The organism is Bacteroides sp. ET71, assembly GCF_023336905.1.
Lineage (GTDB): Bacteria > Bacteroidota > Bacteroidia > Bacteroidales > Bacteroidaceae > Bacteroides.
The window spans coordinates 41,032-67,053 of the sequence record NZ_JAMBLS010000007.1; the positions used below are offsets into that span (position 1 = coordinate 41,032).

Sequence of the window (26,022 nt, forward strand, 5' to 3'; positions counted from 1 at the left end):
GGCCGTTCCGAATAAAAGGCACAACCCCTCTGCTCCACGCCTAATCGGCAATCGCGAAACGCACCAGCATGGAATATTTCTTCTTAATGGTGCGGAAGCTCTCGAAAGAGGCGGCATCGGAAGACATCACATTGCTCTGTGACAACGAAAAGGAGTTTCCGCTCCCCTCTTCCACAATGCGGAGCACACCGCCCAACTTCTTGCCCAATGCCTCAACCAGATAAGCAGCCTTCCGTTGGGCCGCCTTCAACGCCTCAATCTTCCCCTTCTGATGATATGCCAGCATGTCTTTGTTTTCCAGCTCGCCGATACGCATGGTATTGACCCCTCGCGTGTCTATGCGCTTGACAATCTCGTTTATCTGGTTGAAATCGGTCAACGTAACGTCCAGACGCTTCGCTATCAGAAAATCCTGTCCCTGCTGCCGCCAATAGTCGCCAACCTCTTCCGTACGGATGGCATCCTGCGGGACGGCTGCTTCAGCCAACGCCTTCCGTACCCCCTGCTCAATCTCCGACAGAGGCACTTTGGTGCGATACTCTTCGGGCTTTGACTTCCCGTCAAACTCCTCCACAAAATATTCACGGATTTCAATCAAATAATGAATCTTGTCGGGCACAATCTCTATTTCCGACGTACCCGTCACCTCGATGTAGCGGTCATTGGTTTGCGCATACGACACGAACGCACCCCAAAGGGCCAATAGCGACAATAAAACTTTCATTTTCATACCACAAAATATTACAAACGTTTATACTCTGAAACACCTTCCACCGGGCAATCTCCAGGCAAATCGAGCTGGAAAGAACATCCCGTCGACAGTTAGACGACACCTTTCTCCCCAAGGTTTAAAAAGCTTAACCTTTATTACCTGATGCCCCCGACGCCTTCTCGGTTTTCGCATACCCTCGGGCAACAGCATACGTCAGCCTCCTGGTTCTTCCTTCCATCAGCCGACAAAGACAAACAGCCTGCCCATAAAAAGAAGCCGACTGACAAATGTCAGCCGGCTTCTCAATAAAATCTATAAACCAAAAGATTATTAGAAGAAAAGATAACGCATATCCTTCACTTCTGCCTTCAAATACAAATCATTGATGAACTGCATAGCCATACGGGCATGCATGGAAGCCTGAGTCTCCTGCTCTGTTTTCTCATTAAACTCCTCGTTCTGCTTCTCCTCTGCATAAGGTTGCAACACGAACACCCCGCCATTACCCTTAATCGGCTGGCTCAACTGGTTGGGTTCAGCCACAGAAGCATAAGCGCTCACCAACGGCTCACTGCTTCTCAAGGCAGCCACGTATGCCGGCGCACCAAAGCTTACGTGCTTCACAGAATCGCTCACAGCATCTTTCAAGTTCTTATATTGTTCGAAAGAAGAGGCACCGGCGGCTTTCATGTCGGCCATAATCTTCTCAGCCTTCTTATCGCGCAACAATTCGAAACGCAACTGATTCTGAACCAAAGACAAGGGACGATAGCCTTCAGGCACAATGCCGGACAAGCCAACCATCAGCATGTGGTCATTATCACCGCACTCGAACAAGCCTGAAACCTCACCGGGCTTAGCATTAAACGCCCATCTCAAAGCCTCCTTCGTGTCTCTGATACTACCGATGCCATGTTCAGAACTACGCAAATCGTTCCGTTCCAACAGTCTGTAACCTGCATCTTCAGCATTGGCCACCATTTTCTCCAGCGTATTATTGGTAGCGATGAACTGGCTGAAATCATTGTAAGCCTTGCTATATGTTTCCTTACTGAACTCAACCACACGCTTCACGACAGCCACTTTATACTTCTCTTTCACAGCTTTCTTATCTGTAACCTGCAAAATCACATTGGCCTGTCCCAACGCAAGGTTCTTCAACTCATCCTTTTTGCCCATTGTGATAGCCTCGATATACTTCAAGTTATCACCATCAATTTGCGCGCCTTCATAGTTAACCGAAGATATCCATGTCGGCTCACCCGTCTGTCCATACTTCTTGGCCACTTCTGCGAAGTCAGCTCCTCCCTTGATGGCATCATAAATACTGTCGGCCAGAGTCTTAGTTCTCGCGGCATTTTCGCCAACGACTTGTATCTGACGAAATTCCACAGAGTCAGGCATAGAAGCAACAGCCAGTTTCTTAAAGGCATTCAGCGTATTGTCTGAAGCATTGTAATAAGGACCGAAGACATCTCCCGTAGATACTGAATCCAAACGAGCTACCACATCACCCGGCAACGCACGAGTGGTATAGAACAGGTCCACATAAGGCACATCCGAACCAGCCGAACGTACGAACGTCGTATAGTCCGTTACGTTGCCGGCAAGTTGAGTCGTATATTCTTCCATTTCTTCCTGCAAAGCAGCCTTGTCTTCGGCACTGGCAGTCACCTGTACATCAATGAAACGGATGTTTCGCGTCTCTACATATTGTCTGAATTGCTCCTTCTTCTTGTCATAAGCAGCTTTCAAATCAGCTTCAGAGACCGTCACCGTAGAATCTGATACAGAAGAATAAGGAACAGCAGCCAACAGCAAATCCGACTGAGCTACACGGGCATCATAAGCATTTTGAGCCTCAACAGGATTTGAAATCAGTGCATTGCCAATCAGAGACATGTATTTCTCGCGCAAACGCGTCTGTACCAACGTTTTTTCGATGAATTGCCAATACGTGTACATCTTCTGATAATATTCTGCATACTCGGCAGGCATCTGTGCTTGATTCATCTGAGCGTAATCAGCCAGGAATTTGTTCAACATATCCTTATCGAACAATCCGGTTTGCGGATTACGGAAAGGTGTGTTTTGCAACAAGCGGTGCGTACCCGTATTAATGATAGACAGAAGCTCGGCATCAGAAACCTCCAAACCCATCTTCTTGGCTTCATTCTCTATCAGCTTATTCTCAACATAAGTCTGCCAAACCTCGTCTTGAAGCCGGCTGACTTCTTCATCCGTCAAAGAATTTACGTTTCTCGCAATCTTTACGACTTCCGTATATTCTTCAACCATCTTTTGATAATCTTGGGCAGATATTGACTCCCCATTCACTTCTCCTACATCTTGCGATTGGTGTGGACGCATCACTTGCCATGCATCACCTGCAATGAAAGCAAACAATGCCAAACCGACCACAATCACCACTAACGGTCCTCTAGACCTAATCTTTTGTAATGTTGCCATTTTTACGTTAATACAATTATATTATTTATTACTTATTTCTTCTATTTCCGTTTTAGCGCACGAAGATACGAAAAATGCCAATAAGCATCTACTTATTTGCCCAAAAATTACGTTTAAAAGATTCATTCGCTCACTTTTAAGCGGACAAGTTCTATTTTTGTAGCAGTCAACCGCAATATTTTAAACTGAAACTTGCCTATCGTAACGACCTCATGCTGTTTCGGAAAATTCTGGTAACAACTCAATATAAGTCCACCAACCGTCTGATAGTCATCCGACTCAGGCAAATCCAAATCAAATGTCTCATTAACTTTCTCAATCTCCAGACGGGCAGAAAGCACATATTCATGCTCACCGACTTGTTTGCATACATAACTTGTGTTATCATGTTCGTCTTCAATGTCTCCGAAAATCTCTTCCACCAAATCTTCCAATGAGACGATGCCCGACGTTCCTCCGAACTCATCGACAACCACTGCTATCGTTTTTTTCTGCTGCATAAAGAGTTTCATCAGCTTATGCGCCGGCATTGTCTCTGGTACAATCGGAATTGGTTTGACGCAATTACGCCAATCCGAAGAAGTCCGAAACATCTCTGACGAATGAATATAACCTATCACATTATCAATATTCCCGTCATAAACAATAATCTTCGACAGTCCCGATTCTACAAACAAGCTCTTAAGTTCTTCCAGCGTTTCTGTTACATCCACAGCTACGACTTCTGTACGCGGAACGATACAATCACGGATTCGAATGTTCGAAAAGTCCAAAGCGTTCTGGAAAATTTTCACATCATCATCCAAATCCTCTTCGTCAGCAACACCCTCCAAACTGTTTTGTACATACTGGTCCAAATCAACTTTACCTAAAGCCTTATTGGTGTTCTCTTTATTCATCTTAACCCCTGTCATCCAGAATAACAAGCGAGCTCCGCCAAGCAGGCACTTAGCAATCGGGCATAAAAAGACATAACATAACAGTATGGGAAGAGCAAAGAAACATAATACGAAATCCGGATTGATTTTAAACAACGTTTTCGGCAAAAGTTCACCGAAGACAAGAACGGCAACCCACACCACAAGCACCTGCAACAGCAACAGAAAAGCAGGATAAGGCATGAACTTCTCCGGTATAGATTGTTCCAGAAAGACAGCCGACAGAATAACACAAATAATCAATGCAACATAGTTCCCCACCAACATAGAGGAGTGGAAACTTGCCGTATGGCGCAGGAAAAGAGAAATCACCCAAGAATTCCAACGTGATTGTTTCGCCAACTCAAGGCGCATCTTATCCATGGATGAAAAGGCTGCTTCCACGCCGGAAAAGAAAACGAGGCAAGCCACGGCTATCAACAAATATCCCCAAGTATCCATTTACTTCTTCTGTAATGTATCGGCCTGCAAGCTATCAGGAGGCGCCGTCGCAGTGTCATCCACATAAAAAATACCTTCAGGCTTATGAATAGTATAGATTGTCATTTGCTGGTTCGACTCAAAGCCACGTCCTATGATAACCCTGTCCGGCTGCTCTATGCGTATGCGATGATCTGAATACACCCGTTGTTTCTTCTGGTCCCAATACAACAAATCCGTATCAAACTTCTCACCCTTAAGATTCTGAATATGGACATTACTTACCAACTTCCATAACTCTTCTTTGTTATAAAAATATGCCGTATCGGCTTCAATACTGGCTTCTACCTGAAACAATGTATCAAACTTTTCCAAGTAAACACCTTGCTCAAAAGCCCAATAAGGAGGAACTTTACGGTCGAAAACCTTCCATTCTTCCGTATTAATGCGGTAACGTATCATACCAGAATCGGATATCAGCGTCGTCACTCCCCGGGTATCCATCACGGGCAAAGAATCACGTTCAGTGATGGCTTCCCCCATAGCTTTCTGGTTCCCCGAACAAGAAAAGCATGAAAGGAGTATCCCCCCTATCATGCCCCATGCCAAAGCCCCGCAAGGCCTACACCATTTCTTTGCCGATACCTGTCTCACTGTTTAATCAACCTTACGTTTAAAGAACCAGCGCTCGTTGAAGGTTATGCCGATACATATCCTCAAGGTATTTTCATCCAAGAATGTCGCTCTCTCGCCTTGAGTATGCACATACTGGGCTGAAACACTGACCATTGAACGAGTTCTCGGTATAGGCAATCCAAAGCCCGCACTGACTCCATATTCCTTGGCAGCACGCACTCCATCTATTTTATAATAAGGAAGAGAATAATAAGCACCTGCACGGTATTTAATGCGAGCCAGATAATTACGGCCTATCGGATTCGGAATCATTTCTGCACCAAACGAATAACGGGTCCGTTTACAGAAGACATTCTTCTCGCCCATGTAAGCGACTTCGTCCCAGTTCTGCATCATAACATCAGCAGCAACAGTCAAACGTTGGTCATACACATAAGCCAATCCCCCACCCCATGTAGTAGGGATTCCGAAATCTCCTTCCAATTCAGTTTGGCTCAACGATGCATTTGCATCCGTTCCCGTCTGGCGATACTCGACAGCATCACTTTTTAAGTTATGTCCCGGAGAGAAAACCAAGCCCAACGTCAAAGCATGTTTTTTACCTATTTGTTGCGTATACTGGGCACCGAAATCCAGTTTATAGCTCTTTACATCAACCTCTCTGCTGATGATAGTAGAAAACAAATCACTGTTATAAGGGAAAATCAGCGTATTGCTGCGCGATACATCTCCCCATAAGTAAGAGACATTCGCACCTACCGACAGATTCTTTAATATCTTAAATCCCGCACCTATATACAATTGATGCAGGCCACCGGTCCCACTATATTGCACAGAACTGGACGCCGTCTCCGAGTCTTGATTCTCACGAAACTCGCCGATGTTATAACCAATATTGGCATAAGGAATCAAGCCCAGACTGACAGCCGCCCATTTTGCAGCCCGGAATTGCATGGTAACATAATCAAAACTTGAATTTTTGGCGTTTTGCTTCAACACGCCATTACTAAAATTCGTATTTTGTAATGAGATTCCTCCATCAAAAATAAAAGTCAATGAATCCACCACTGTATAAGAAGCCGGATTGGCAAAATTGACCAAAGACCTGTCCCGCAAAGCATATGCGACACCGCCCATAGCCTTACTATTAGCAGACCCTTGATCTGTCAACTGACCGTATCCATAACGTGTATAAGGCGAATTTGTATTGTTTTGAGCAAAAGCCACTTCTGACAACATCATGAGCAAAAGCGCCCAAAACACATGTCTATACTTTATCATTCTTTATTTTATATCTATTTTAATCCTTCCTAAATATAGAAAACTGCCTGCAAAGATGAGATTTTTTATGTTTGTATCAAAAGAAAAAATCCCGTGTGACCGTTAAAAAACATAAAACATCCATTTATTTAGAGTGTTTAAAATTCATTTTCCTGTTATCCCGAGCGTAGTCGGGGGATCTCACTATGCGCTGAAAAGTGTCTGTCATTCTGAGCGAAGCCCGCAGGGCGTAGTCGAAGAATCTCTCTAAGGGCTCTGTCCGTCTGGCAGCGCAAGAATGAAGCCTGACCCGTTCAGGCTTTTTTATGCCCTTCGACATTCAGAATGGGGGATATACTAAAGCAATCAGTAAAAAAACAGGAAAAGAAAACCTTCTAAAGACGCTCCTGGTTCGTGTCTATACACTCGAACTTGGTACGACTTTGGTACGAACCGGGTACGAGCCGGGTCGGTCGGGTGGCCGGAGAGGCACTTATGGTAAAAAATACTGACCCTTTGCGCGTAAGCCAATCTTCGGCGGGTGAAAGCGTCTTTCCCGAGTGGTGCGCATTTTTATCGTATAGGTTTTAGAGGCTGTTCAAGATTCGCTTTTGTCTGGTTGAGCGTTGTTACTCCCCGTTATCGGAGGAGAACAACTCGGGATGACAGAGAGAATGAGTTTAAACGCTCTTATTCTTTTTCGATAAAACAGCTATTGTATAGCAAAAAGATGTAACTTTGCTGTGGGTTAAGTGGACTTAGTGCAAGTGCATTAATTGGGAGGCAAACTGCTTAGCAGGCATTGCATTATGGATTAAACTTGACTTTGCAAGAAAATTCGATTGAGCATGAAGCAGACTATTCATTTATTCGGCATTGCGGCACTTTTGTTCATTTGGGGGATGGGTGGGTGTAGCCATTCAAATCCGACATTGACTTCTGTCGAACAACTTATGGACGAAAGACCTGACTCTGCTCTTGCTATACTGCAAGGAATGGATACGCTGACGCTTAAATCGTCGGAAGAAAAAGCGCTTTATTCATTGTTGTCTGTGCAAACTCGATATAAGAATCATGTTGATGTGCAAGATACTGCTCAGATACAGGCGGCTGTCGATTTTTATGCGGACAGCAAAGATGATTATCACAAGATGTTGGCCTATTATTACTTGGCTCGTGTGGAAGAAAATAGGCACAAATATTCCATGGCCATTGTCAATCTGCTGAAAGCCGAAACAGCGGCGAAGAAGATTCCTGATTATTTTTATTTGGGGATGATATATCGGTCTTTTTCTGATATTTACAATTGCATTTTCAATGGTGTGGAGGGGGTGAAGTATGCCCAAAAAGCCTACGAATGTTTCCAAAAGTCGGGGCATACCCTTCATGCCGACTGGGGGCTGTTGGATATAGGCCGCTCGTTTCATAATGGCGAAGATTATGACAACAGCGTTGAAGTCTTGCAAAAAGTAGCGGATATTGCTTCGGCCAAACAAGATACCGTTTTGTGGTGCGAAGCCCTGAAGCTTCTGGCAACTTCAGGCATAGGAAAGAGAGACTACGGATTGACTCGAAGATGTTATGGCCGTATTATAAAGCTTGATGCCGGGCGGATGACGTTGGACGATTATCGCAATCTCGGGATAGCTTATCTGAAAACCGGCCAAATGGATAGTGCCCAATATTATATGGATAGGTTGGCTTCGGCCGATAGCACCCAGGGATGGCTGCCTTACTTGTGGAACAAACGCCAGGGAAACTACCAAGAAGCCTTGCTCGCTTTGGAAAAAGAAAATTCGTACAATAACAAAGTGCTGCATGAGGTCATCAACCAGAATGTGACAGAGGCGGTTTCCAACTACCACCACTATGAAATGCAGGAGCAAAAGCAGGAATTGATGCGCATAAAGCGCAATGTTGCTGTGTTTTTCATCATTTTGTTGTTGATTGCCATTATTGTGATGCAACACATCAGTTCCCAGAAGAAGAAAATAGAAAACAATATGTTGCTTGCATCTGACTTGCGCAATCTGCTGACGCTAAAGGAAACGGAAGCCCGGGAAATGCGGGATGCGATTAGCAGGAGGTTGGAAAATCAACAAATGGAGCACGAAGCTTTGCAAAAGGCAATTAACAATCTATTTGAACAACATTTTGCCACTGTTGACAAGCTGAGCAGTGCGTATTACGAATATCAGGGAACCGCCAACGAAAAGCATAAGATTTATGCGGATGTCATGAAGCTTGTTTCCGGACTTGGCTCGGACAAGCAAACGCTCGAAGAGTTGGAACGTTTTGTCAATACTTACAGGAACAATCTGATGTCACGCTTCAGAGAGGCTTTTCCCGATATGAAAGAGTCCGATAGCCTCCTCTACCTTTATTCCGTTGCAGGGTTTTCGCCGCGTGCCATCAGTATCTTTATCGGCGAAAAGTTGGAGGTGGTCTATAACAGGAAATCTCGCCTGAAGCAGAAAATCAATCGTAGCCTATCACCGGAAAAAGAGTCTTTTTTGCAGTACATGTAGTTAACCTATTGATTACCAATTACCTATTTTACTTCTTTATGTTTAATTGACGTATCTTGCTGGCAATCAGCGTAATATGATCAAAGTTTGAGGGAGGATAGAAAATGAAAACTATCTTCCTTTTATTTTATTGATAATCAGCAATATATTAATTTGCATGGATAGATTATTTGAGCTTAAAAATGATAATATTTTGTTTTTGTCGCTTAATTTTGCATGAGTGATTAAACAACATTTATGAGCTATGAGAAAATTATTGTATTGCTTAATCCTTATGAGTGCCGTTGCAAATTCCGGCTTGTTTGTACCAATGTTGGCGGCAACAAATAATGGAGAGTCATCGTCGCGTTTGCATAGTTCTGCATCTACAGATCGCCCAGAATCAGGTGTTCCTTTATGGATTGACTGTCATTATAATTCCGGAGAAATGCGTTTTGATGCTCCTGAGACGTTTAACGATGTCGAGGTTGTCATCACGGAACTGAATACAGGCTGTAGCTTTACATATTATCTGACAAATGGGGAAGCATCGTTGTTTGTCGAACTGAACTCCGGCGCATATAGCATTCTCTATATAACAGAAAAGGGGGTATATGAGGGATGTTTAGATATTCCATGACAAGATTATAGTTAGAAATAATGTACCGGTATAATTAGGATACAGACCAACCTGTCCAAAGGAGCGGTTGCCGAAAAGCTGTTAAAGAGTAGGTGTAATAAATGGAAATCATAATAGCATGAAACAAATTGTGACATTACAAGACATTCCTGAAACATTGGATATGCAGGAACTGATGGAAGTGAAAGGTGGAACTTCGGGTAAAAAAATAATTTGCATTTTTCGTTCGGCTGTTACTATTAAATGCGCACCGGGCGTTAGTGCAGTTGTTCAAGAACCGGAAGATCCTATTGATGACCTCCGAGATTAGCTTTCGTAGCTAATGCAAGACTGTATGAGAATGAGAATCTCCATTGTTGTGTAGAACACATGTGAAACTTTCTCATACAGTCTTTTTTGAATAAATGTTTCAAATAGATAGCTTGTCATGAATAAAGACGGAATAGTAGTACTGAACCCGGATTATCATTTCAAGAATGACAGAGACCGGATTGTCATGTATTCAAAGCGAAAGGTATCTTTCGATAGTTCTGCGGAATGGGTAAGTTATATTCATCCCATGCAGGCTATGATTTTAGGATTGTTTACCGTGCCGAAATCTTTGAAATTGCACTGTAAAGCCATAGAGAAACATTTCCGCCTGACTCCGGAGGAAGTGGAAACTTTGATAATGCCTTATGTCAATAATCCTACTCCTGTATATACCGAAATAGGAAGTGAGAAGGTGTTATTTCCGAAAAATGTGCTTATTCCGTACAGTGAAATCGATGACAACTGTTTAATGAGGTATGACTTCACAATGGAAGATTTGAAGTGCGATACCGTATGTCTTTCTCAAGATCGTATGCATAAGGCTCCTCATACTCTGTTGTTCATGCTTACCAATAAGTGCGTCACTCAATGTAAGTATTGCTATGCAGACCGTAAGACGGCATACATACCTTTGACAACTAAACAAATCTTGCAATTCATAGACAACGCACATGCGTTGAAAGTGTTGTATGTCGATGTGATTGGTGGTGAGGTGTTTTGCCGGAAAGATTGGGATGCTATTCTGTCGCGGTTGGTCGAGTATGATATGACACCCAGCTATATTTCGACGAAAGTGCCTGTCACCCGGAATATAGTTGAGAAGCTGTATCAGACGGGATATAATGATGTGGTACAATTGTCGTTGGACTCTCTGGATGAAAGTATCCTGAAGGAAATGATAGGATGTAAAAGCGGTTATGTCGAAAAAATACGAAACGGGATAGAATGGTTGCAGTCGTATGGATATTTGCTGGAAATAGATACCGTTTTAACCCGCTTAAATGCGACTAAAAAGCAACTGCAGGAGTTGTATTCATTTCTGAAAGGGGTCAAGAACCTGAGATATTGGGAGATCAGGATTCCAGAAGTGTCTATTTATACACCAGAGGAGTTTGCTTCGATAAAAGCCGACAGGGAGCAGTTGAATGAAATTTGCAGATTTGTAAAAGAAGAAATAATCCCCGATTCTAGGTTTCGGATTTATCTGAGTTCGGAGGCATTGGAAGAAAAATTCCATGCCGGCAAAGCGGATGACGAGTATTTTAACGGGGGAACTTGCGGGATTTTGAACGATCGGTTGTTTATTTTGCCTGATGGAAAGGTAGGCGTCTGCGAACAGTTATATTGGCATCCTCAATTTGTTATAGGAGATTTGAAAAAACAGTCGTTAGAAGAGATTTGGAGTTCTGATAAAGCCCTCGAATTGTTCCATTTGCATCGTAATTTGTTTGAAACGGGTAGTCCGTGTACGGAATGTAAAATTCTGGATTCGTGTAACCAGCGGCATAGACGATGTTTTGTGAAAACGGTGAAGGCATATGGAATCAATAAATGGAATTATCCAGATCCTCGTTGTCAATTTGCTCCGGTATTCAATTCAAATTTGAGGTATTAAGCATTTCAATCTAAGTAGATGTTGAAAATTAGTTTATACCACGATTTTTGTGTAGCTTTGCATGTACACATAAGTATGTGTGCAAAATTAAATGACACTTTAGCGGTAGGAGGTGCCGCATCCTTGCGGCATACCATCATATTGTTTCTGAACGCTTGTAGTATACTGCAAAGTAAATGTGCCGCAGGATGCGGCACCTCCTGTAACCTTCTATTTATTGTATAAACCAAATATCAACATTTACTTAATTTGGATATTTGAATTTGTGTAAAATTAAATGATAATTTATAGGAATTGAGCACAGATGATGCGGATAAGTACAGATTTTTAAGCAGTTGAATTACCCGTGATAATCCTTACAATCTGTGTCATCTATGGTTCTAATTTTCATTTATAGAATAAATAAATATCAATATCTACTTAAAATAAAGATACATACAATGTTTAGAGGTTTTGTCATATGGGTTGCACTGTTGGCATGTTTTGTTCAACCCTTTTTTGCTCAAAGTATCACCGGGAAAGTGGTGAATCAAGAACTGACTCCTATTCCTTATGTGAGTTGCGTGCTGCTGAAGCTGCCGGATTCGACATTTGTTGCCGGTGCGACAAGCAGCATGGACGGATGTTTTGAATTGGCTGTCCCGGAGGGAAGCTATGTGCTCAAATTGTCGTATATCGGTTATAAGGCGAAGGAACTGGAATGTTCGTCAGGCGATTTAGGGACGATTGTCCTTGAAGAAGATGTTCGGGTGCTGGACGAAGTGGTGGTCAAAGGGGAGGCTCCATTGGTCACCATGGAAAACAACCGTTTGACTTATCATGTGGAGCCTATCATGCAACAGAAGATTGTGGGCAATGCCCATGAACTTTTAAAGGAATTGCCTTCTGTCATCAGTTTGGACGGGAATACGTTGTCTCTTGTAGGCGCTTCAAGCACGACCATTTGCATTTCTGGAAAGAAATCGCATTTGAACATGGAGCAATTGACAGATTACTTGAAATCCCTGCCTGTCGAAGAGGTGAAGAAGGTTGAAGTGCTTTACAATGCTCCCCCGCAATGGCATGTAAAAGGGGCGGTAATCAATGTCGTTTTGAAAAAGAAAAAGAACTATACCCTGAACGGGCAGATACGGGGGGAGTGGGCTAACCAGCACAGAAACTCATTGAACGCCAGCGGTACGGTCATTGCATCGACGCCCAAATGGGACTTGGATGTAATCTATAGGTTTGCCGACCAGCAAAGTGTAGATAAGACAGAAATGAGCGGGATTCATACGGTGAAGAATGTTGCTTATGAGATTTCTTCTACCACAAAGAACTATAACAAGGGGAATAAACACTCCATTTATGCAAGTGTCAGGTATAAGATTGATGAAGAACAATCAGTGGATTTCTCTTACAACGGGCAGATTTCGCCTGAGATGACCAGTAAGTCATACAGCCGGAATACCTTGTTCAGCGATGCAAACTCCATCAACGTGCGTGATAATAATCTTCATAATCTCGCATTGTCCTATACTTCCCAAAAAGGGATTTCGGCAGGCGTTGAATATACGAATTATGCCGATGCGGGCACGCAAGACATGGAAGTCTATAGCGGCGATTCTTTTCAACAAGCGTTCTCCTATTGGAGAAAGCAATATATAGACAGGGTCACGGCTTATCTGGATATGAGCCATAATTTGAAGCATAATTGGGTATTTAATTATGGCGCGAACTATAATTATGTGAACAACCGGAACGAGCAGAGAAATGAGGACTTGGCAGGTTCGGGCGAAAATGATTATACAAGAACACTGGAAATAGACGAGCACACGGCTGTGGCGTATGTGGGCTTCCTGAAGTCTTTTTGGGAAGGCAAACTTTCGCTCGACGCCTCGTTGTCCGGAGAGCTGTATAAATATGGCGAGTATGAGAAAAATGCCTTGCTACCGAATGTGGGGGTGACATTTGTTCCTTCGCAGAAACATGTTTTCCAGTTGGGCTACCATACATTGCGTACTTATCCCACCTATTGGCAAAAGCAGGATTATACTTCTTATGCGGACGAATACACCGTATATATGGGCAATCCGCTGTTGAAGCCAGCCCGTACTTCCAATGTAGATTTGACTTATGTTCTGAAAAACAAATATGTGTTCCAAGTGTCGTATTATCGTGTAAATGATTTCTTTATCGACCAGAGTTATCAAATGCCGGACGAACTGAGGTTGTTGTACAAGTCGTTCAACATCGATTATACTTCCAGCTTGAATTTCACCTCCGTTGTGCCGGTACGCATAGGGAAATGGTTTAGCTCGAACTTGATTTTCAGTGCATACAATGAAAAGTATAAGAGCAATGATTGGTATGGATACCAATATGACCGGAGCAAATGGACAGGGACGGCTATGGCAAACAGCACTTTCATTGTCTCACGAAAGCCCCGGTTATCTGTCAACCTTATGGTGTTCTATCGGACACCTACGATACAAGGTATTTGGGACTTGGAAAGCAATTGGGGGATTAATGCAGGCATCCGTTATTCGTTCTTGAAAAACTGCGCTATATTGAGCTTGCAATGCAACGACCTGTTTGAAACAATCTATCCCAAAACCAAAGTGCGTTTTGAAAGCCAGTATCAGGATGTGAATGAAAGTGCATACAGAAGAAGTGTTACGCTGAGTTTCACTTATAAATTCAAGGGGTATAAAAACAAGCAATATAAGGAAGTGGATACTTCACGTTTCGGCATACAGTAATAAACTGTTATGAAGAAATTCAAATTCTACGGGCAATATGATGCCATGCAATGTGGCATTGCATGTTTGAGAATGGTGTGTGCTTATTATGGCCGGGAGTATTCTTCGGACTTTATATCCAAATATTGCCATGCAACGACAGAAGGGGTTTCGTTGCTTGGCATCATGGAGGCTGCGACGAAGTTAGGCTTTCAAACGGTCTGCAATCGCTTGACATTGGAGCAGTTGCGCGAGAAAAACTTGCCGTGTGTGCTTCATTGGAATCAGAACCATTTTGTCGTTCTGTACAAAATTAAAAAACAAAAGTATTACATTGCTGATCCCGGGAAAGGGAAGGTGGTATATGGCAGAGATGATTTTGAGGCGAAATGGTCTCAGTGCGTTGATAATGCAGCTAAAAAAGGCATAGCCTTGTTCTTAACTCCGTCTGCTTCATTCGATGTAATTCGTGAGGAAATGCCGGAGCAGAAAAAGAATTTAAGTGTTTTGCTGAAATATTTAAGGCCTTATAGGCAACACCTTGGAATTGTTATTTTAGGCTTGCTTCTTGGCTGCTTATTGCAGCTTATTCTGCCTTTTCTGACGCAAGCGATCGTCGATATTGGCATAGAACAGCGTGATATAAATATTATATGGCTCATTCTGTTGGGGCAGTTGGTTCTTACGATTAGCAGAACATCTGTCGATTTCATCAGGCGATGGCTACTTCTGCACATTAGTCTGCGTGTAAACATAGCTTTGCTAAGCGATTTTTTCATTAAATTGTTGAATCTCCCCATGGCTTATTTTGAGACTAAACAGATGGGAGATTTGTTAGAAAGAATGCATGACCATAGTCGTGTTGAGCAATTTCTGACAACACAGTTGCTGAGCATATCGTTCTCTTTGTTGACTTTTGTGGTCTATTCCGTTATTGTGGGCGTATATGATTGGCTGATTTTGTGTATATTTCTTTTTGGGAGCGTCTTATATGGGGTGTGGATATTGTCATTTCTTCATAAGCGCAAGAATCTGGATTATGAGTTGTTTGAAAAACAAGCTCAAAACAACAGTTATACTTATCAATTGCTGACTTCGTTGCAAGAGATAAAACTTCAAAATTGTGAAAAACGGAGGCGTTGGGAATGGGAGGATGTTCAAGCCGATTTGTCGCTTGTACGTATGAAATCACTAAAGTTGCAACAAACTCAAGAGGCGGGAAGCATTTTTATTAATGAAATCAAGAATATCATTATCACCATATTCTCGGCTACGGCTGTGATAAAAGGAAATATGTCGTTAGGTATGATGCTGGCTGTGCAGTATATTATTGGGCAATTAAACAGCCCGATAGAGCAGTTGATGCATTTCATTTATTCTCTGCAAGATGTGAAGCTCAGTTTGGCGCGGATCAACGAGATTCATTCGAAAGAGGATGAAGACAATGAGATGCGGAATGTGGTCGTGGATGATTGTTGTCAAGGCATTTGTTTCTTCCATGTCGATTTCAAATATGATTTGCACAATCCTCATAATACGATAGAAAATATTACTTTTACAATACCTGAAGGCAAAATTACTGCCATTGTCGGTGCTTCCGGAAGCGGAAAAACAACTTTGATAAAACTGATGTTGGGTTATTATCCGGTAGGTGGCGGAAGTTTGCATATTGGAAATGTTGACATAAATGATATAAACTTGAAATGGTGGCGCAGGCAATGTGGGGTGGTTATGCAAGACGGAGTGATTTTTTCGGAATCAATAGAAAGGAACATTGCAGTAGATGATGGTGAAATAGACAGAGAGCGGCTTGTTAAAGCGGTAGAAATTGCAAACATAAAAGATTATATTCTAAGTTTGCCGCTAAAGTATAATACAAAAATCGGCAGGGATGGAATAGGGCTGAGTCAAGGGCAAAAGCAACGAATACTTATAGCACGTGCGGTATATAAGAATCCATCTTTCATCTTCCTGGATGAAGCTACCAATGCCTTGGATGCCAAGAATGAAAAAGTGATTGTGGAGAACCTGAATGAGTTTTATAAAGGACGTACAGTCATCGTTGTTGCCCATCGGCTTTCAACAGTGAAAAACGCTGATCAAATAGTCGTACTTGATGAAGGCAGAGTTGCAGAAATCGGGAATCATACTTCTCTTATAGAGAGACAGGGCGTGTATTATAATCTGGTAAAGAATCAACTGGAGTTAGGTAATTGATATGGAAGTAAAAAAAGGTAGTGCCTCTGACCGAATGGAACTCCGTTCGGAAAAGGTGCGTAATATCATAGGCACGATTCCTCCGGCATTGGTGTGTTGGAGCATAGTCGTGATTGCAATCATTTTCGTTGGGCTTTTATTAGTGTTGTTTTTTGTTCCTTATCCGTATGAAGAGGGTGAAACGTTTTTTCAGCATTGGTTTCTTTCGTAAATTTGCGAAAATGTGTATGCTTCATCTGCTTTAGTTAGTGCTGATTGGCAGGTGATTGCAAACTTTTTCTCATTTTGTGGAACGGTTTCCCTTTTTTTGACCGATTGATTAAAAAAATCCTCTTTATTTTTGCACACGAAACAGAAACGATAGAAGTTTCTGATATGTGAAATCTTGCGAAGGATTGCTGCAGAAATCATTCGGAAGAGGACGCTGGAGTAAACCAAATCTTTAACCTTTTAATTTTTGATTTTAACATGGGAACAATTACCAAGGGTATTCTCGGGGGATTTTCCGGGAAAGTCGGGACTGTGGTAGGCAGTTCGTGGAACTCTATCAGTTACATGCGTTCGTTGGCAGATGGTTATACTGACCCAAAGACGGAGAAACAGGTGTGTCAACGGGGGCGTTTTGCGGAAGTTGTCCGTTTCTTGAAAACAATGGTGCCTTATTTGCGCATCGGTTACAAGGAACATCCGGCCGGGCAATCGGCTTATAGTTCGGCTATGTCTTACGTGTTGAAAAACGCGGTGGAGGGTTGCGGCGCTGATGCGACCGTTGATTTCCGGAAAGCCATGATCAGCCGCGGCTGTCTGGTAGTGCCTGGAGATGCGGCAGTAGAAGCAGCCGGCGGAAAGTTGACGTTCACGTGGACGGACAACAGTGGCAATGGTAATGCGGCTGCCGACGATGTGGCAATGGTGCTGGTCTATAATAAGGTGAAGGCGGAAGCGGTCTATGACCTGGGGGCTGGTGCAAGGGCCGATGGCACGGCAGAGTTGACGTTGCCGGGCAGTTGGGGCGATGAGGCGTTGGCTGTCTATCTGAGCTTTCGGAATGCGCAGGGGCAGAGTGTATCGAACAGCCTGTGTTTGCAGGATGATGAGGTTATTTCTTCGCCCGACGGTGGTGCCGACGGGGAAGAGGGCTCGGATGATGACAGTGGCCAAGGCACATTTGGCTGATAAGGGCGTCGGCCTTGTCTGAAGGCGTGGAGGTGTGCTCGTGGTGTGTAATTGCGGTTGCATATCGCTGGCGCACCTCTTGTTTAAGATTAGGTGATAAGTTACCGGGGTTGGCTGCAGATGGCACAGATTCTTCGACTACGCCCTGTGGGCTTCGCTCAGAATGACAGACACATCGATAGTATGAACTAAAAAACTGTCGGTCAAAATCAATCTCAAAATAAGAGTCTGTCGTTTAAAAATCGCTCAACATGACAGGAAAATGAATTTTAAACAGGATCTAAGACTTATAACAACTCATTTCTATGCAATCATCATCATTTGCCAGATCAGTATAAAAGACTATCTTTGCAAACAACAAGAATGTAATTGACTGTTGGAGACTGTCAACATTGTTTCTTTTTAATTCAATCTTTTCTTCATATATATGTGTAACGTAAATAAAGGAATTGACCCGGAAAAGACCTTAATGAAACGGATAGAACGGAGGTTTATGAAGGGCATCATGGAATATGGGTTAATAGAAGATGGTGACCGTATTCTTGTAGGTTTATCTGGAGGTAAGGATTCACTTGCGCTTACCGAATTACTGGCCCGCCGTTCTCAGGTTTGGAAACCACGATTTGAAGTGGCAGCAGCATATATCTCAATAACAAATATGGGTTATCAAAGCGATGTGGAATGGTTAGCAGGCTTTTGCAAAGAACTGAAGATTCCGTTTTACGTGCGGGAATCTTCATTCGACCTGTCGACTGACAAGCGGAAATCGCCTTGCTTCCTTTGTTCATGGAACCGGCGAAAAGCCCTCTTTACTTTAGCGCATGAATTGAAATGTAACAAAATTGCCTTAGGCCATCACATGGAAGATATTCTACAAACACTGTTGATGAATCTTACTTTCCAAGGGACTTTTTCGACCATGCCTCCTAAACTATTGATGAGAAAATTTCAAATGACTCTTATCCGTCCACTTTGTTTAGTACATGAGGACGATTTAATGGAATTAAGTGCCTTGCGCAAGTGGCCTCATCAGATTAAAAATTGTCCTTATGAGAATTTGTCCGGACGTACACAGATAAAAAGCATCCTCAAACAATTGGAACAATTGAATCCGGAAGCACGTTACAGCATGTGGGGAGCCATGAGCAATGTACAAAAAGAGCTGTTGCCACAAAAAGCAGAGATTGAATCTACCAAGGATATCCTTAAATCAAATACGGACGACGACCGCAATCAAGAGCCATCAGTTGGCACGACGAAATGATTACTAAAATCATTATCACGAGCAACAAGTTGCGATATAGATACCCCACGAGTGGGGTCTGATGATACCTCACGAGTGGGGTCTGATGACACCTCACGAGTGGGAGTGACAGCAAGATAATATATAAGAAAAGAGCGGCATCCGGATACAGAGGCCGCTCTTCTCTCATTATATATCTCCCTCGAAGTCAGTTGGCAGTAACCGTAGGTTCGGTAGAAAGTTCCTCCGGAAGCGGTGTCCATAATTGGACATCCTCCCAGCCGGTCCAAGTGGGAGAAACCATGTATTGCGGCTCTTGCATCTTGCCAATCAAAGCCGTAGCTTGCTTGACATCGGCATTGGTCTTCTCGAACAGTTGTTTCATCGTAATGTTTCCCTTAGCATCTTTAATGGCCTTAATCAAATAATAAGTGTAATAACCCTGCTGCTTGTCGTGAAACACACTGGAGGTCTGGTCGCCGCTACTGGATGAGAAACTCAGCGTATGCCCTTGAGGCACACCCATCCGGGGCACTACACGCACACCTTTCTGTGCTATCAACGGCGCGTTGCTCTTATACCCACCGCTGAAGCAGGCATCCAAGAACACGTAAGCCCCCTTGACGGGATACTGGGACAAACGCTTGTACAAATCTGCCAACGAAATGCCCAAATGAATGTTCTTACCCGTGATATCTACGGGCAACAAGTAAGGCTCTTTCGTAGCCTCATCATTGTTACCATGTCCTGAATAATAGAAAATCAGTTCGGCTTCCGGGTCTGCACTCGCCATGTTCATCAGCCAGTCCAGTTGTTCATGCATCATACCCGCCGTCGCATTGGGCACGATATGAACCTGACTTTCAGGCACACCGAAAGTACGTACACAATATTCGCGGAACAACATGGCATCGTTTACGGCAAAAGGCACGTTGATTTCCGCATTGGCACCTGTCATGCTGTAATCCTCGTTACCAATCACCAAAGCATAGCGATGAGGATTAACGGCACCCACCGGCACATCTTCCATCAATTCACTGTTATAAGTAGAAATCGTATATTTCCCCACCTCTTGACGAGCTCTCATATTGCCTTGAATCTTGATTGTATTGGAAGATGTCAGATACTCACCCAGCTTGACCTTGTATGCCTCGTTCAAATAGGAAGAATGAGAATCCTCGCTCACGCTTACCATGACAGCAACCGAATCGCCGTCGAAACGTTTATTTACCAGGAAATCATAATCCACGGTAGCCACCTCACCGGCAGGAATACTGTCGACTGTCATTTCCGGCACTTCTGTATTGAACACATTTCTCGGCAATTTAAAACTCAATTTCACATTACGGGCAGTCTTCGCACCGAAGTTCTGGATAGCCAGAATCAATTTCCCGTTTTTACCCAATGTGATAGAAGAACCATCAGCCGCCAGGAACTGATGGTCTGCCACACGCAGACGAGGCATGGCATATTCCTGTGTATTGACAACCAGCTCTGCCGGATCCGCATCAAAACCATTGGCCTCAAAAGCATAAATATTAATCTTAGCCAACGCGGTAGGCATGTCTTTTTTCACCAGATAACGGAACGTATATTGTTTAGAAGTCCCAGCCAGAATATTACCTCCATCCAATTCACGCGGTCCATCGAAAAACTCATCATAACCCTGTTGTTCCGAGAAACGAAGACGGATATTATAAGCATCTCCCTTGCCCTGGTTCTCTATCGTAAACTGAATAGCAAAACTTTCACCGGCATCAATCACCTTATTGGCATTGCCATCTATGAAGCTGTCTACGCGAATCACCAGCATAGCCGGTTCCACAGGCACTGGAATCGGTTCATTGGTAGTTGTTTCCGGTTTGGTTTGTTTCAAAGCCTCATTATAGGCAAGCAAACGCGATGGGAAAGAAGTATAAGAAGCTCCATCTGCTATAATCTTGGACAATACTTCATACTCTGGTTTCATATCCATATACTGATATACACCAGCCAACCCTTGCATATATAATTGGGAGGTAGGTTCCTTCTCCAAGATTTTCAAAAACAAATCTTTGGCTTCCAACAAGTAACCGGATGCCCGTTGACGTATCAAAGCATATTCTGCATCATCGGCCACCGTCAATCCACTGTTCACAATCTCTGTTGCAACATTGAAATTGGCACGGGCAAGCCCCGTCAACAGCTCAAAACTGTCAGGTGACAAAGCATACATACGTTTATATATATCAAGAGCCTCCATATTCTTCCCCTGGCGTTCCAGAATACGTGCTTTTATAGGAAGCACCTGCACATTGTTAGGATCCACCTTCAGTATACGGTCAATGGCACTCAACAATTTTGGCATGTTATTGGTTGCAATATGCACATTCACCAGATTGTACAAGAAGTCAAGTGACACCGGATATTTAGTAATGGCTTCCTCCAATATTTTTTCTTGCTCAGCGTAGTTCTTCTGCGACAGATAAATCAGGTTTAAATTTAAAAAAAATAATAAGCCAAGCGTTTATTCCATCTGAATCTACGGATTAATGGCAGTATCGTTGTATACTACGTTTAAATCCGCTCCAAAATCCTTCTATTGCAGTGTAAGCATTAGCACATGCATATTGTCCTTTGCCGTAGTCAACACTTTCGTATATTTTGACGAATATATCATAATCACAACCATTCATCGGTAATAACCTTCGGTGTGTTTAACCGTTCTGAATATCGGAATAATAAGATATTTCTTGGAGGTGCTTTCGGCTACACAGTAAAACGACCTAACCACCTCTTTGTAGGTTACACGTGGCATATGCTTACTATTCTCATGGTAGAAATTTTGAGGATAAGACATCTGTATGGATATGGTACCTTATTCCTATTTCCTTTGCTTATACTTTTTTTGATTGGCTATTAACCATATAGCCATAAACCACTTGCGCAAAAAGTGCTCAAGATAACTCAAGCAATTCTCTTATGTCGGAAAAACTTGCGATAAACTGAAAAGTGAAGTAAATTTAGCAAAACATACACCAACAATAATGCGTTTGATATATATTGACAAGAAAAATCCTTTGTTATGAAAGTTTTTCCCGCCAAAGTTTTGTTAGGCATTAATGTGTATAATTCAATTTGTTTAAATCATTCAATTATATTTGCACGCAAATATAAAGATTATTTTTTGACACGATTAAACAAAAAGAAGCAGTTTACCTTCTATCCGTCATTCTTTAGGTATTAAGCATACAAAAATAAGGATTAAACAGCACAAGAGGTTCTAATTTTATTCCACCTTATCCAATCCCATTTTCTTGGCACGCTGCAACATGAATTCGTAAGCGGCGTCGTGTTCATTGGGAATGACCCCATCCAGAATAGCGTCTTTAATGGCACTCTTCAACGAGCCAACCTTTGGGCAGGGAGGGAGGTTGAAAACCTTCATGATTTCTTCCCCACTTACGGGAGGTTGGAAATTGCGGATGCGGTCGCGTTCTTCCAAATCTTTCAGTTTGCGGCGCACCAGTTGGAAATTGTTCAGAAAACGTTCCTTACGCTCACGGTTCTTCGAGGTTATGTCTGCTTCGCACAATAGCATCAAGTCGTCGATATCGTCTCCGGCTTCAAACAACAGACGGCGCACGGCAGAGTCTGTCACTTCTTCGTCGGCTATGACAATGGGACGCATGTGCAGTCCTACCAGTTTCTGCACATACTTCATTTTTTCATTCATGGGCAACTTCATCTTCCGGAAAATATCGGGCACCATCTTGGCGCCGACGAAGTTATGGTTATGAAATGTCCAGCCGATACGCGGTTCCCAGCGTTTGGTCACAGGTTTAGCGATGTCGTGCAGCAGCGCCGCCCAACGCAGCCACAGGTTATCGGTCTGCTTGCTGATGTTGTCCAACACCTCCAGCGTGTGATAGAAATTGTCTTTATGCCCCTTTCCGTTCCGGGTTTCCACGCCTTGCAGCTTCACCAGTTCCGGGAAAATCAGTTCCAGCAGACCGCAACGGTCCAAGTCTATAAAGCCCCTGGAGGGTACGGGCGACAGTATGATTTTGTTCAACTCGTCGGCTATGCGCTCGCGCGAGATGATGGAAATCCGTTCGCGGTTACGCCCCAACGCTTCGAATGTTTCGTCGTCTATATAAAACTTCAGTTGAGTAGCGAAACGGATGCAGCGCATCATTCGCAAAGGGTCGTCGCTGAAAGTCACATCCGGGTCCAAAGGCGTACGGATGGTGCGTTCTTTCAGGTCTTCGATGCCGTCAAACGGGTCTACCAGCTCGCCATACCGAGAGGCATTCAGGCAGACGGCCAAGGCATTAATGGTAAAATCCCGGCGGTTCTGGTCGTCTTCCAATGTTCCATCTTCCACCACCGGTTTGCGCGAATCATGCGTGTACGATTCCTTACGGGCTCCCACGAACTCGACCTCCGTTCCCCGGTATTTCAATTGTGCAGTACCGAAGTTACGAAAAACCGAAACGTGCGCACCACGTCCCAAGCGTTTTCCCAAGGCTTCCGCCACGACGATGCCACTGCCTACCACCACCACATCGATGTCTTTCGACGGGCGTTGTAGAAAGATGTCACGCACATAACCGCCCACCACATAACATTCTACGCCCAGCGTGTCGGCCACGGCTGAGATTTGCTTGAATATGTCATCTTTGAAATATTGCTTCAGCTCTTCTGTCGTCAGTTCCAACATGTCGTTTTGCTTTTTTCTTTCATAAATGGCTGCAAAGATACGGATATTATTTCTATTTTTGTCCCCTGTAACAGAGAAGAACAACAGTTATGAAGAAACCGGTATATCTTTTTTTAGCAGTTCTTGGCTGCTTGCTGGGAGCGTGCGAGAATGTGGAGGAGAAAGCAGGAGTGAAACTACAAGCAGCCCGCCAAGCCTACGAGGCAGGCCAGTTCAGCGAAGCGAAGTCATTGATTGACAGCATCAAGATACTATATCCGAAGGCGTTCGACACGCGCAGGGCTGGACTCTATCTGATGCAGGACATCGAGCTGGCCGAACAGCAGAGGTCGCTCGTCTACCTGGACAGTTTGTTGCATATTGAACAAGAGAAATTTGCTGCCCTTCGGAAGAATTTCACGCTCGAAAAAGACACTGCCTACCAACAAATCGGGCGCTATCTGGCACCGGCACAAGTAGTAGAAAGAAACCTGCACCGTTCGTACCTGCGTTTCCAGACTGATGAAAAAGGGGTGATGAGCTTGACGTCTATCTACTGCGGGAAACAAAACATCCATCACACTGCCGTGAAAGTCTCGGCACCCGACCACACTTTCGCCCAGACGCCTGCCTCGAAAGACAGTTACGAGACTTCTGACTTGGGAGAAAGGATAGAGAAAGCAGACTATAAGCTGGGAGAAGATGGCGGGGTCATCTCGTTCATCTGCCTGAACAAAGACAAGAACCTGCAGGTGGAATACATAGGCGACCGCACTTACAACACCACCCTCACCCGTACCGACCGCCAGGCTGCCGCCGATGTGTATGCCCTCTCACAAGTGCTTACTTCCATCACCCACATCCAGCAACAGAAAGACGAAGCCAATCAAAAAATCCGCTTCATCCAGGAAAACATCAAGAAGCGGAAAAAGACGGAATAAGAAACGCCGAACAACAGCCCAGCCCGTTGCGCACAACAGACAAGGCTATTGCGCACGACAGGCAGAAACGAATCAGGCCGGAGGTGCATGTGCACTTCCGGCCTGATTCTTCTATTCCCTTCCATCTGAACTGCCCGGACAAACTGCCGAACAGACGAAGACTTATTTCACCAGGTTGGCTATCGAAGCAGCCATTGTACCCAACGAAGCGAAAGATGTGGCGTAACCCAGGATGTTGGACAGGAGGACACCGTTCTTCTTTTTCTTGTTCGGCACCACAATCTCGCAACCGGGCTCCACCTGTCCGCGACCGCTGCCATTCACCTTGGCCACCTGGCCGTTCATGTAGATGATGAACTTCTTGCTCTTCTTCGCGTGCTGGCTGTAGCCACCGGCCTGACCCAAGTAGTACTTCACCCCTTCACCCTCGCTGTACGAGACCGTATTGGGCATCATCACGGCACCGCTGATCTTCACCGTGTTCGTATATTCAGGTACCTGGAGCACATCGCTCTCACACAAGCCGATGTCATTACGAACAATCCCCTGTATGATGAAATAATAGTATCCGAAAAAGTTCTCGTACAGTCTCTCCCATTTTTCCAACTATATATTTGGCTAATCATCAGATAAAATTTATCTTTGCGCCGGATAGAAAAATACCGGAATGAAATTCAAAAGGCACATTACTTATATATTGCTTGTTGTCAGCTTGCTGATGACAGCAGTGCCTGTTCTCCCCCACCACCATCACGCCAATGGCCTGCTGTGCATGAAAAACGACATCAGCACCGACTGTTGCCTGCAACATTCCGATTCCCCGAGAGAAGGACATTGCTGCTGTCAAACGGGATGTGTGGCTCACCACTTCTTTCAACAAATGCCGACAGACACCCGGAACGAAATGCAACCGGCTGCTTCTGAAATCATTCCTTTCTTGTCTCCTCTGCTGCTCCGGCTTTCCGACAGCCTGACCAATGCCGACAAGAAACAAATACCTATCTACATAGAGTCGCTGCACGAAAAGTTTACCGCACGTGCCACAGGACTCCGTGCCCCTCCCTCTACCCTCCTTTCCTGAATCCATTCCTTCCCACAACGCACTTTGCAAACCGGTTGCAACCGGCAACGACTAATTTTGCAGCGAGGAAGCCTCTTTTTCAGTTGATGAGTTGATGAGTTGATAAGTTGATGAGTTGACAAGTTGATGAGTTGATGAGTTAATGAGTTAATGAGTTGATGAGTTGACGAGTTGATGAGTTGATGAGTTGACGAGTTGATGAGTTGATGAGTTGACGAGTTGATGAGTTGATGAGTTGATGAGTTGATGAGTTGATGAGTTAATGAGTTGATAAGTTGATGAGTTGATGAGTTGACAAGTTGACGAGTTGACGAGTTGATGAGTTGATGAGTTGACGAGGAGGCTACCAGGAAGAGTGTTTCAGCAGACAAATTAACAGGCGATTGGCAAACAGACAAGTTGACAAGCCCTTGTTGTCTCGTTAACTCGTCCTCTCGTCAACTAAATTATTCAC

The 26,022-nt window shown here is 43.8% G+C and carries 16 protein-coding genes and 3 pseudogenes; 11 read left to right on the forward strand and 8 right to left on the reverse strand.

What is annotated here, in order from left to right; translation table 11 throughout:
• Nucleotides 1-40: 40 nt before the first annotated feature.
• The 5 genes from M3090_RS05795 to M3090_RS05815 form a co-directional block, all read right to left on the reverse strand.
• A complete protein-coding gene (locus M3090_RS05795; RefSeq protein WP_249054500.1) occupies nt 41-730 on the reverse strand; it encodes an SIMPL domain-containing protein in 690 nt (229 codons plus the stop codon).
• A gap of 312 nt (nt 731-1,042) precedes the next feature.
• Nucleotides 1,043-3,181 (reverse strand): peptidylprolyl isomerase, encoded by a 2,139-nt coding sequence (locus M3090_RS05800; protein WP_249054501.1) that lies wholly within the window; start codon nt 3,179-3,181, stop codon nt 1,043-1,045.
• Nucleotides 3,182-3,303: 122 nt separating this feature from the next.
• Nucleotides 3,304-4,560, reverse strand: a complete 1,257-nt coding sequence (locus M3090_RS05805) for a hemolysin family protein (protein WP_249054503.1) — start codon at nt 4,558-4,560, stop codon at nt 3,304-3,306.
• Nucleotides 4,561-5,136 carry an LPS export ABC transporter periplasmic protein LptC gene (gene lptC / locus M3090_RS05810; protein ID WP_249054590.1) on the reverse strand — a complete coding sequence of 192 codons (576 nt, stop codon included), beginning with the start codon at nt 5,134-5,136 and terminating at the stop codon, nt 4,561-4,563.
• A gap of 60 nt (nt 5,137-5,196) precedes the next feature.
• Nucleotides 5,197-6,456: a hypothetical protein gene (locus M3090_RS05815; RefSeq protein ID WP_249054504.1), complete on the reverse strand. Its 1,260-nt coding sequence runs from the start codon at nt 6,454-6,456 to the stop codon at nt 5,197-5,199.
• Nucleotides 6,457-7,283: 827 nt separating this feature from the next.
• On the opposite strand from M3090_RS05815, the gene M3090_RS05820 reads away from it, so the two are divergent.
• From M3090_RS05820 to M3090_RS05860, 9 genes and pseudogenes are all read left to right on the forward strand, one after another.
• The gene (locus M3090_RS05820; protein ID WP_249054505.1) at nt 7,284-8,963 is read left to right on the forward strand and encodes a tetratricopeptide repeat protein; all 1,680 of its coding nucleotides are present in this window, start codon (nt 7,284-7,286) and stop codon (nt 8,961-8,963) included.
• 244 nt (nt 8,964-9,207) lie between these two features.
• The gene (locus M3090_RS05825; RefSeq protein ID WP_249054506.1) at nt 9,208-9,582 is read left to right on the forward strand and encodes a hypothetical protein; all 375 of its coding nucleotides are present in this window, start codon (nt 9,208-9,210) and stop codon (nt 9,580-9,582) included.
• Between the two features lie 118 nt (nt 9,583-9,700).
• Nucleotides 9,701-9,892, forward strand: a complete 192-nt coding sequence (locus M3090_RS05830; protein WP_249054507.1) for a hypothetical protein — start codon at nt 9,701-9,703, stop codon at nt 9,890-9,892.
• Between the two features lie 117 nt (nt 9,893-10,009).
• On the forward strand, nt 10,010-11,509 hold the full coding sequence (locus tag M3090_RS05835; RefSeq protein ID WP_249054508.1) for a radical SAM/SPASM domain-containing protein: 1,500 nt from the start codon (nt 10,010-10,012) through the stop codon (nt 11,507-11,509).
• Nucleotides 11,510-12,030: 521 nt separating this feature from the next.
• Complete coding sequence (locus tag M3090_RS05840; protein WP_249054510.1) at nt 12,031-14,250, forward strand: outer membrane beta-barrel family protein; 2,220 nt, start codon at nt 12,031-12,033, stop codon at nt 14,248-14,250.
• 9 nt (nt 14,251-14,259) lie between these two features.
• Nucleotides 14,260-16,446 carry a peptidase domain-containing ABC transporter gene (locus M3090_RS05845; RefSeq protein ID WP_249054511.1) on the forward strand — a complete coding sequence of 729 codons (2,187 nt, stop codon included), beginning with the start codon at nt 14,260-14,262 and terminating at the stop codon, nt 16,444-16,446.
• Nucleotide 16,447: 1 nt separating this feature from the next.
• Nucleotides 16,448-16,657 (forward strand): hypothetical protein, encoded by a 210-nt coding sequence (locus M3090_RS05850; protein WP_249054512.1) that lies wholly within the window; start codon nt 16,448-16,450, stop codon nt 16,655-16,657.
• Nucleotides 16,658-16,914: 257 nt separating this feature from the next.
• Nucleotides 16,915-17,622 (forward strand): DUF6266 family protein, encoded by a 708-nt coding sequence (locus M3090_RS05855; RefSeq protein ID WP_249054513.1) that lies wholly within the window; start codon nt 16,915-16,917, stop codon nt 17,620-17,622.
• A gap of 427 nt (nt 17,623-18,049) precedes the next feature.
• Nucleotides 18,050-18,805 (forward strand): annotated as a pseudogene (locus M3090_RS05860) (ATP-binding protein); the annotation flags it as partial.
• Nucleotides 18,806-19,073: 268 nt separating this feature from the next.
• Here M3090_RS05860 and M3090_RS05865 read toward each other — a convergent pair.
• Nucleotides 19,074-21,341, reverse strand: a pseudogene (locus M3090_RS05865) (caspase family protein); the annotation flags it as partial.
• 792 nt (nt 21,342-22,133) lie between these two features.
• A complete protein-coding gene (locus M3090_RS05870; RefSeq protein WP_249054515.1) occupies nt 22,134-23,567 on the reverse strand; it encodes a CCA tRNA nucleotidyltransferase in 1,434 nt (477 codons plus the stop codon).
• A gap of 89 nt (nt 23,568-23,656) precedes the next feature.
• Here M3090_RS05870 and M3090_RS05875 point away from each other — a divergent pair, with 89 nt between their 5' ends.
• Nucleotides 23,657-24,487, forward strand: a complete 831-nt coding sequence (locus M3090_RS05875; protein WP_249054517.1) for a hypothetical protein — start codon at nt 23,657-23,659, stop codon at nt 24,485-24,487.
• A gap of 162 nt (nt 24,488-24,649) precedes the next feature.
• Here M3090_RS05875 and M3090_RS05880 read toward each other — a convergent pair.
• A pseudogene (locus M3090_RS05880) lies at nt 24,650-25,018 on the reverse strand (capsule biosynthesis protein); the annotation flags it as partial.
• A 136-nt stretch (nt 25,019-25,154) separates the two neighbouring features.
• On the opposite strand from M3090_RS05880, the gene M3090_RS05885 reads away from it, so the two are divergent.
• Entirely contained in the window at nt 25,155-25,568 is a 414-nt protein-coding gene (locus M3090_RS05885; protein WP_249054518.1) for a DUF6769 family protein, read from the forward strand.
• Nucleotides 25,569-26,022: the final 454 nt, after the last annotated feature.

Coding starts and splice junctions, on each gene's coding strand:
- M3090_RS05795 (WP_249054500.1), bottom strand. CDS start 730: ATGAAAATGAAAGTTTTATTGTCGCTATTGGCCCTTTGGGGTGCGTTC.
- M3090_RS05800 (WP_249054501.1), bottom strand. CDS start 3,181: ATGGCAACATTACAAAAGATTAGGTCTAGAGGACCGTTAGTGGTGATT.
- M3090_RS05805 (WP_249054503.1), bottom strand. CDS start 4,560: ATGGATACTTGGGGATATTTGTTGATAGCCGTGGCTTGCCTCGTTTTC.
- lptC (WP_249054590.1), bottom strand. CDS start 5,136: ATGATAGGGGGGATACTCCTTTCATGCTTTTCTTGTTCGGGGAACCAG.
- M3090_RS05815 (WP_249054504.1), bottom strand. CDS start 6,456: ATGATAAAGTATAGACATGTGTTTTGGGCGCTTTTGCTCATGATGTTG.
- M3090_RS05820 (WP_249054505.1), top strand. CDS start 7,284: ATGAAGCAGACTATTCATTTATTCGGCATTGCGGCACTTTTGTTCATT.
- M3090_RS05825 (WP_249054506.1), top strand. CDS start 9,208: ATGAGAAAATTATTGTATTGCTTAATCCTTATGAGTGCCGTTGCAAAT.
- M3090_RS05830 (WP_249054507.1), top strand. CDS start 9,701: ATGAAACAAATTGTGACATTACAAGACATTCCTGAAACATTGGATATG.
- M3090_RS05835 (WP_249054508.1), top strand. CDS start 10,010: ATGAATAAAGACGGAATAGTAGTACTGAACCCGGATTATCATTTCAAG.
- M3090_RS05845 (WP_249054511.1), top strand. CDS start 14,260: ATGAAGAAATTCAAATTCTACGGGCAATATGATGCCATGCAATGTGGC.
- M3090_RS05850 (WP_249054512.1), top strand. CDS start 16,448: ATGGAAGTAAAAAAAGGTAGTGCCTCTGACCGAATGGAACTCCGTTCG.
- M3090_RS05855 (WP_249054513.1), top strand. CDS start 16,915: ATGGGAACAATTACCAAGGGTATTCTCGGGGGATTTTCCGGGAAAGTC.
- M3090_RS05870 (WP_249054515.1), bottom strand. CDS start 23,567: ATGTTGGAACTGACGACAGAAGAGCTGAAGCAATATTTCAAAGATGAC.
- M3090_RS05875 (WP_249054517.1), top strand. CDS start 23,657: ATGAAGAAACCGGTATATCTTTTTTTAGCAGTTCTTGGCTGCTTGCTG.
- M3090_RS05885 (WP_249054518.1), top strand. CDS start 25,155: ATGAAATTCAAAAGGCACATTACTTATATATTGCTTGTTGTCAGCTTG.